A 6,586-nucleotide genomic window follows, 5' to 3' on the forward strand; every position below is an offset into this window, starting at 1 on the left:
GGCTTTTTGCAAACAGTCACGTAAATGTCGGTCAAGAGCGATCGCATCTGCTTGCGTCCAGAAAGGAAAGGCATTAACATTCGCACCTTCAACTTGATGATAGCCAGTAACGCTGCCCAAGGCTAATACTAAGTTGCTGTAATTATAGGAGTTTCCCGATACTAATTTGACTTCCCGTTGATGCAAGTCTATCGATTGCACTGTATCTTGCACAAAGATGACACCACTACCTTTAAGTAGTTCCGAAAAACGCGGGACTACCTGAAAGGTATCCATCTCGCCATCGAAATATTCATATAGTAGCGGCTTAAAGCAAAAGCGCTCGTCTTTATCAATCAAGATAACAGAACGAGGATAATGTTCGTGAGCTAAATGTAAGGCTGTAAATAGCCCCGCAAAACCACCGCCGACAATCACAGTTTGATAAACTGGGCTGTTCATAAAATCCCTCACAAATGTTGTTAAATCAGATAATGAAAGCTTTGCTAGATGAATAAAAACAAAGCTATCAAAATAGCGCTGAGGAACACAGCAAATGCAATAGCATATTCAACTCTCTGACTAAAAAATCCGACAGCGGCAATCATAGCGATCGCTAGCCCAATAATGCCAGCATATTGCTCTTTTTGTAATCCGCGTGCAATTAATGGATCTTTACCTGGTGCTGGAGTTTCTTGAATTGTTTTTGGGGCGCGTTCTGAGGCTGGTATTTCTTGTAAGAATAGATTCATCACATTACTCCTTAAAATACTGGAATTTCTGAATTGTTTTATGCCCGCCAAAGGTAGAGAAGCGAGAAAAGAAAGACCCAAACTACATCAACAAAGTGCCAAAAAAGAGTAGTCGCACTTGTCCCGAAGTGAGTTTTATTATAGTTGCCTGGGATGAATGAACGAATCAGCATAATTATCTGAAGCACAACACCAGCCAGGACGTGTAGACCGTGGAAGCCTGTTAGTAAGTAAAATGTCGAACCAACTAATCCTGTAGTAATCTTGAAATCGAGATTTTTCCACTCAATTAGCAAACCAACTAAGAAGTAACTCCCCATTGCGATCGTTACTAACCATAGCCAACGAAATTTCGTGAGTTGATTACGCTTGAGGGCATTTTCTGCTGGTTGAATGACAAAACTACTAGAAAGTAATACTACCGTATTAATAACCACAATTGTAGACAATTCTGGCCCCGATATACCGGGTGGCAGCCAATTTTTAGTAGTCAGTCGTAGAGCAACATAAGTAAAGATAAAACTCAAAAAAATGATACTTTCTGACAGCAGGAACACGGTAAATCCGAACATTCCTTTACCATGATGATCTTCATGGCTACCGCCACCACTTGGTAGGAAGCGCTGTAACCAATTTGGTAAGCGTCGCCGCCACAAATCAAAACGGATAGGACTTTCATCTATATGAATAGTGCGACGCATAATTCGTAATTCGTAATTCGTAATTAAAATTTGTCTAAGAGGATGTTTGAAAAGTGGTATGTTGTGATTTTAATCGAATTATTACCCCCCTTAATCCCCCCTTATAAAGGGGGGAAACAAGAAAATCCGGTTCCCTCCCCTTTATAAGGGGAGGGCTAGGGTGGGGTAAAAATATTTGATACATCAATCATGACTTTTCAAACATCCTCTAATTTCTTACTCATTGTTATTAGAATTTTCGATTATTGAGTATTTTGGATTGCCGTAGTCATAAGGAGGTCTTGTGACAATTGGAATCTCTTCAAAGTTATCTCGCGGAGGTGGTGAAGATGTTGTCCATTCCAATCCACTAGCGTGCCAAGGATTGTCAACTGCACGCGGTCCGTAAAGCCAAGAGCCTACGATGTTAGCAATAAAAGGCAGTGTGGATGCTCCTAGTAAAAATGAAGCCAAGCTAGCGATGACGTTCCATCCTTGATACTGTGGGTCGTAGGAAGAAACTCGGCGTAGCATCCCTTGTAAACCTAATGGGTGCATGGAGAAGAAGGTAATATTGGCAGGAATAAAGGTTAGCCAAAAATGTAACTTGCCCCAACCCTCGGCATACATCCTTCCAGTTATTTTGGGAAACCAGTAGTAAATTGCCGCGAAGATTGCCATTGTGATCGTGTTAAAAACGATGTAGTGGAAGTGTCCCACAACAAAGTATGTGTTATTAACGTGAATATCAAATGGCGTGGCAGCAAGCATTACACCAGTAACACCGCCAAAAATAAACATAGCTGCACCTCCCATCGCAAACAGCATTGGTGTCTCTAGATGTAGCTTGCTCCGCCAGATGGTGGCAGTCCAAGCGAAGGCTTTAATACCGGTGGGTATAGCAACTAACATTGAGGTAGCCATGAAGGTCATCCGCATCCAACCAGGGGTGGCGCTGGTGAACATGTGATGTGCCCAAACGAAAATGCTGATCGCAGCAATACCTAAGGTTGCGATCGCCACTGACCGATAACCAAATAGAGGATTGCGAGAAAATGCAGGCAGAACCTCAGCAAAAATACCGAAGGCTGGTAGTGCCATGATATAAACTGCTGGGTGAGAGTAAAACCAAAATAGATGCTGGTAAATAATGGGATCGCCATTCCCGTCTGGTTTAAAGAATTGTGTACCAAAAGATAGGTCAAACAACAGTAGGATCAATGCACCCGTCAAAGCAGGTAAATTAATCAATTGCAATAACTGGGCACTGAGAACCGACCAAACAAACACGGGCATCCGAAAAAATGTCATCCCTGGGGCCCGCATCCAAAAGATGGTTGTCATAAAGTTGACTGCCCCCATGATTGAAGAGATACCTATTAAAACTAGGCTGACTATCCAAATAAATTCACCGTTAATCAGTTCACCGCCTGGAATTTGCAGACTAATTGGCGGATAAGACCACCAGCCAGATTGTGCAGTGCCGTTTGGCAGGAAGAAACTAGATAGTAGTAAAAGACCTGCGGGTGGCAACATCCAAAAAGAGATGGCGTTGAGCAGGGGAAAAGCCATGTCCCGCGCTCCAATCATTAACGGTACTAAGTAGTTAGAAAGACCTGCATTGAAGGGAATAATCCACAGGAAAATCATGATTGTCCCGTGCATGGTGAACAAACCGTTGTAAAGCGGGCGATCAACCAGATTGGATTCTGGGGTGAGCAACTCAGCTCGGATCAACATCGCCAACAGTCCCCCAATCAGGAAGAACATGAAGGTCATCACCATGTACTGAATTCCAATCACCTTATGATCGGTGTTGAAGCTGAAATATTGCCGCCAACTATTACCCTGCTGGTTCTGGTAATTTTTCGATTCTCGATCCCCGGTAATCTCTTCACTAAAATCATGTGTCATTATTTTGCTTCCTTTTATTGGCAATGCCAGGTTGAGCAGGTGTGACGGTGTACCAGCCGCTATTAAACAATGTTTTTGGTGGTTGGATATTTTCGGCAACCGCTTGATTTACAGGGGTTTGTTCGCTATTCGCAGTTTGCGTGAGCCACTGATTATATCTATCAAGGGATTCAACGTATACATCCGTTTCCATTAAGGCAAAGTAAGTACCGCTAAATTGAGAATCTTTCAGCCGATATTTGCCTGGACGAGTGGGCGTTAGCACAATATCAATGTCGCGTCCTGGAATAATATCCTGCTTTAAGCGAAACTCAGGGACGTAGAAACCGTGGATTACATCCTGCGCTTGCAGATTTAAGCGAGTGCTGCGATTTATCGGTAGATGCAGTTGATTGCTAGTAACATTATTTGGATAACGAAAAGACCAATCCCACTGCTTAACGAAAACATCAATAGTTTCAGATGCAGGTTTGGGGGCATCACTGATGGTTTCGGCATAAGCGGGTGCAGATTCTAGGGGTGTGTGCAAATGCACAATTTGCTTTAGACCCAAAATATCTAATTGCTGATAAATATTGAAGCTTTGGAAAGCAATCCACACTACTAACAAAGTCGGGGTTGCTGTCCACAATATTTCTAGCCTCGTATCACCTCTAGAAGGGTGTCCCTCAGTGTAGTCTTCTGGGGGGGCGCGATGGAATGCGATCGCATACACCATAACGCCAATTAGCCCAAGTAAGATAAATACTCCAATTGAGACTAAGAAGCTAAATAAATCATCTACCCGTTGTGCTTCTGCTGTAGCTTGGGGAGGCATCCAAGAAAACGCCTGTTGGCCAATCCACCGACTGACGACGAGCAACACTGCTACATAAACCGCTATTAATACATATTCAAAAACACTAAACATAAAATTTGATCAATTCTCATTTAATTATTTGCTGTAAACATTTTTGGCAATGCTATTAGCAGCAGTAACATGAATCCCAAATTCTTCTCCCAATTGCGCTCCCAAAGTTCCATGAACGAATAATATGCCTAGTATTGCAATCCCTGCTAACAGGTAACTCCACTGCACCTGTCTGGAAGCATCTTTCCGCCAGCGATAGCGTTGCAAACCTCTCCATACAGTCACGGCGACAATAATCCCCAACAGCAAAACGCCACCCAAACCATGTAAAAGCATCGTCCAACCAGCACTCAACCCCCAAGCACTCTTTTGATCGATTGGTGGATTTGCCAAAAGTAGCTCAAAAAAACCAGCCGCAACCGTGAAAAATGTGATAGCGGCTGCTGCTATCAGGTTGTACCAGCCGACATCAAAAAAGCTAGAACGGATGGCGGCCAATCCCAAAAATTTGAAAATTGGTTTTTCTAAAGAAAACAACACTCCGGCTATGTCAAAAATGATGGCAATGATGAACAAACCCAATGTTAGATGTACTAACTGCGGATGTATAGGAATCTCGTAGGGTAATCCGTTACCACCCAGCCGCAATCTCAACTGCTCAATCAGTTGCGGGTTCATGGTGAAACTCCCTGTTTCATGGCTTGAACTACAGGCTCGACGTGCAACCCATACACCCAAAATAGTTTACTCCCCAAATACACTTGCAAAAATACTAGGCAGACTAACAATGTTGCAGCCCCAAGGTAAGCTGGTGGTACTTTTCGGGGGCTACGGTTGCGAATCACAAAACGCCAAGCTGCGATCGCGGCAACCATCGCCGCTAATGACCAACCCAAGACGGTATGATAATTCAGTGTTGACTGGGCTGCTTTCTGGGCTTGTGCTAGTCCTGCTTCAAATTGACCAAAGATAATCGCGATGAAAATTGCGATCGCAGCAACAAACATATTCCAAAAACTCACCTCAAATAAACGCACGTTACGCGTGAAATAGCCTAGAACATCGCACACGAAAGAAAAAAGTACCATTGCGATTACGAAGTGGACAATGATGGGGTGCAAAGGGTCAGGGTATGGTAAATTTTGGCTATTTAGAGACAGAGCAGGCATCGCTTTTTCCCTTATAAGTCTAAGTATGTAGATAGATGCTATCCGCCTAACGCATCATTCATATTGTCAAAAATGCTAGTGCCAAAGCCGCAGCTAAAGTAATTAAAAAAGATTTAAAAAATGTGATGCAACTAAAATTTTAAAGTAAATTCCGAAATCAGAATTTTTTCCATCCACTATTTTTTAGCAATTATTTATTCAAGCATAAAAACTAATCAAAATAGCTAGAACTTTCGTTTGTTTAATAGACCAATCGATATTAACTAAAACTGATAAGCCAGGTTTCTCTGAATATACCATAAATTATGGTTCAGATTGAAATAGCCTTGAAATCTATAACTTAACAAATCTTACAAATAAAGACATACTATTGTCACAGGAATGACAACTAATTAAAATATTGGTCAGTAAAACAATATACCTTTTATCTTTCTCTGGATAGATTAGGAAAATACTAGGTTAACTTAAGATACTAAAAGATTTTGTTTGTTTAATCGATAATTTAAAGATTTTGATAATGTAAATTTGCTCAGTTAATACTACGCGAAGCAAGCAAAATTCTCATATCATGCAAGTCTTCAGTGACTTACAAATAATACACTTTTTAAAAGTATTAAAAGCATTATGAGCTATCCTCCTTACCTGCTTAAAGGTCAAAAAGCACTGGTGACAGGTGCTAGTTCTGGGATTGGTGAAGCCATTGCTCGCAATTTGGCTACATCAGGTGCAGCAGTAGCCATCAACTACCATTCTGAAGCTGAATCAGCCCACAAAATTGTTGATGATATCAAAGCTAATAATGGAGAAGCATTCGCTATTCAAGCCGATGTCAGCAAAGAAGACCAAGTAAAAGCGATGTTTAGCAAAACGCTTCAAGAATTTGGCACTATTGATATTTTAGTAAGTAATGCTGGCATTCAAAAAGATTCAGCATTTATCGATATGACCATTGAGCAATGGAATGCAGTTATTGGGATAAATCTGACGGGACAATTCTTGTGTGCTAGGGAAGCTGCAAAGGAATTCTTACGTCGAGGTGTGAAGCCTAATATTTCTTGTGCAGCAGGTAAAATTATTTGTATGAGTTCAGTGCATGAAGTAATCCCTTGGGCAGGTCATGTTAATTATGCTACTAGCAAAGGTGGTATTAATATGATGATGAAAAGTATTGCTCAAGAACTAGCTCCCCACAAAATTCGCGTTAATAGTATTGCTCCTGGTGCTATCAAAACCCCAATTAAC

Annotated in this window: 8 protein-coding genes; 1 reads left to right on the plus strand and 7 read right to left on the minus strand. The window is 41.6% G+C overall.

The features are described from left to right. From H6G86_RS37325 to H6G86_RS37355, 7 genes are all read right to left on the minus strand, one after another. The coding region (locus H6G86_RS37325; RefSeq protein ID WP_190938599.1) for an NAD(P)/FAD-dependent oxidoreductase at positions 1-441 on the minus strand (441 nt) is incomplete at its 3' end. Between the two features lie 44 nt (positions 442-485). Then, a complete protein-coding gene (locus H6G86_RS37330; protein WP_190938600.1) occupies positions 486-731 on the minus strand; it encodes a hypothetical protein in 246 nt (81 codons plus the stop codon). 38 nt (positions 732-769) lie between these two features. Next, positions 770-1,435: a cytochrome c oxidase subunit 3 gene (locus H6G86_RS37335; protein ID WP_190938606.1), complete on the minus strand. Its 666-nt coding sequence runs from the start codon at positions 1,433-1,435 to the stop codon at positions 770-772. 213 nt (positions 1,436-1,648) lie between these two features. Continuing rightward, a complete protein-coding gene (locus tag H6G86_RS37340) occupies positions 1,649-3,325 on the minus strand; it encodes a cytochrome c oxidase subunit I (RefSeq protein ID WP_190938601.1) in 1,677 nt (558 codons plus the stop codon). Then, positions 3,315-4,235 carry a cytochrome c oxidase subunit II gene (locus H6G86_RS37345; protein WP_190938602.1) on the minus strand — a complete coding sequence of 307 codons (921 nt, stop codon included), beginning with the start codon at positions 4,233-4,235 and terminating at the stop codon, positions 3,315-3,317. Before H6G86_RS37345 ends, H6G86_RS37340 begins: the two co-directional genes overlap by 11 nt. A 24-nt stretch (positions 4,236-4,259) precedes the next feature. Further along, the gene (locus H6G86_RS37350) at positions 4,260-4,853 is read right to left on the minus strand and encodes a DUF2231 domain-containing protein (protein WP_190938603.1); all 594 of its coding nucleotides are present in this window, start codon (positions 4,851-4,853) and stop codon (positions 4,260-4,262) included. Next, complete coding sequence (locus H6G86_RS37355) at positions 4,850-5,344, minus strand: DUF2231 domain-containing protein (protein WP_190938604.1); 495 nt, start codon at positions 5,342-5,344, stop codon at positions 4,850-4,852. The genes H6G86_RS37350 and H6G86_RS37355 overlap by 4 nt, the downstream gene beginning before the upstream one ends. A 624-nt stretch (positions 5,345-5,968) precedes the next feature. Here H6G86_RS37355 and H6G86_RS37360 point away from each other — a divergent pair. Then, positions 5,969-6,586 (plus strand): SDR family NAD(P)-dependent oxidoreductase (locus H6G86_RS37360; protein WP_190938605.1); only part of this gene is annotated, 618 nt, incomplete at its 3' end.

The organism is Nostoc sp. FACHB-133 (genome assembly GCF_014698055.1).
Classification (GTDB): domain Bacteria; phylum Cyanobacteriota; class Cyanobacteriia; order Cyanobacteriales; family Nostocaceae; genus Nostoc.

Bases quoted from the DNA above. Each gene is read 5' to 3' on its own strand.
- H6G86_RS37330 (WP_190938600.1), bottom strand. From the start codon at position 731: ATGAATCTATTCTTACAAGAAATACCAGCCTCAGAACGCGCCCCAAAA.
- H6G86_RS37340 (WP_190938601.1), bottom strand. From the start codon at position 3,325: ATGACACATGATTTTAGTGAAGAGATTACCGGGGATCGAGAATCGAAA.
- H6G86_RS37345 (WP_190938602.1), bottom strand. From the start codon at position 4,235: ATGTTTAGTGTTTTTGAATATGTATTAATAGCGGTTTATGTAGCAGTG.
- H6G86_RS37350 (WP_190938603.1), bottom strand. From the start codon at position 4,853: ATGAACCCGCAACTGATTGAGCAGTTGAGATTGCGGCTGGGTGGTAAC.
- H6G86_RS37355 (WP_190938604.1), bottom strand. From the start codon at position 5,344: ATGCCTGCTCTGTCTCTAAATAGCCAAAATTTACCATACCCTGACCCT.